This window comes from Stenotrophomonas sp. 05L44_2, from assembly GCF_056665995.1.
Map to the genome: position 1 here is coordinate 1 of NZ_JBFTNR010000835.1, position 1,643 is coordinate 1,643.

Here is a 1,643-nt window from a genome sequence, read left to right on the forward strand (position 1 = left end):
AGGCAAAGGCAATGGAATGCATATCTCAACACTGGTCGAGCTGCTCGGCAGCAAGGGCTCGGATGCTCATCTGCAGGCATGGTTCGCGCAGCACGGTATCGGCAAGCCCCCGACCACGATCAGCGCGAACCAGGGGCAGAAATCGGTCAAGGACAAGCTCCACGACATGGAGTTCTACTTTGCCTTCGACATCATCAATGATCGCTTCTATCCGCCCACCGTCGGAGCGCGTGGCAGCCTGCTGAGCCACTTCAAGTCCGCCACCCTGTTCAGTCGCCGGCCCAAGGGTAATCCGCCAAAGCCCGAAGGCTTCTGGGACGGATACGTGCAGCCATCAGCCACACTCCAGGACTGCCTGGCGTACTTCGACGGCCGGTTGGAAGAATTCGGCGACACCGCCTACTTTGCAAAGCCGCTTACCGGGGACGTCGACATCAAGCTCTGGTTCTGCAAGCGCAGGCAGCGCGTGGACACCATCCAGCTCAATCTGCATGAGGACCGCGAGTTCATCGGCCATCATGATTTCGACCCTGGCAATGAACACAACACCACCCCGCAGGCGGCAACGCTGGTACTGAAGTGGCTGTTCGATCGCCGGCACCTGCGGGTGCCGCAGGCACTCTACGAGGCCGGGTTGGAGGATGATCACCAGGCGATCCTGCGCTTTGCCGAGCAACATCTTGGCAACCACATCTGGGCAGGCCAGCTTCACGATTCACCTGCGCTGCGCAGCGTGCTGGCCCACACCAGGACCACCCGCCCCCTGCGACTGGACAACGGCAGCCCGCTGCACTTGTTCGACAAGTGGCTGTACCTGAAGGCAGGCGGAGCATGGGAACGGCATCAGGCCCTCTACAACGACGACACACTGGCGGACTGGAGTGCGAGCGTGGATGCGTTCGAACGCGCGGTGGTGCTTGATGCCGCGCAGCGACAGGCTTTCCTGGCAATGCTGGACGACGCCTACCAGCGGGTTCAGCAAGCGCACCCTGCCTGATCGCATTGGGGGAAATCCCTCATCGTGCGTACGCATCGCTCTGGCTAAGGTGACCACTCTCTTCCGCAGGAGGTCCGCATGAACACGTCAGAACCCAGCCGTCAGCCCAGCCCCGATCCGGCCGAGCGGGATGCGTTTTTCCCGTCGCCGTACTCGCTGTCCCAGTTCACTTCGGCAACCACCGATCTGTCCGGCGCGGACTATCCCGATGCCCGCCGTGACGGACGCTGGAAAGTGCTGATGATCGCCGCCGACGAACGTTATCTGCCGACCGCCAACGGCCATCTGTTCTCGACCGGCAACCATCCGGTGGAGACGCTGCTGCCGATGTATCACCTGCACAAGGCCGGTTTCGGCATCGACGTGGCGACGCTGTCGGGCAACCCGGTGAAGTTTGAATGGTGGGCGTTCCCACGCGAAGACCGCGAGATCGGCGGCCTGTACGAACGCTACGAATCCCGCTTCCGCCAGCCTCTGCACCTGGACGACGTGGCGAGGGCACTCGATGCCGGTTCGGACTACGCCGCGGTGTTCATTCCCGGCGGTCACGGTGCGTTGATCGGCCTGCCGGAAAGCCGCGCGGTGAAGGCCACCCTGCAGTGGGCGGTGGACAATCAACGTCACATCATCACCCTCTGTCACGGCC

Annotated in this window: 2 protein-coding genes; both read left to right on the plus strand. The window is 62.6% G+C overall.

From position 1 onward, the window contains the following. The coding region (locus tag AC1VAN_RS21140; protein WP_480986671.1) for a hypothetical protein at window positions 1-997 on the plus strand (997 nt) is incomplete at its 5' end. 78 nt (window positions 998-1,075) lie between these two features. After that, a partial coding sequence (locus tag AC1VAN_RS21145) for a type 1 glutamine amidotransferase family protein (protein WP_480986672.1) occupies window positions 1,076-1,643 on the plus strand: 568 nt, incomplete at its 3' end.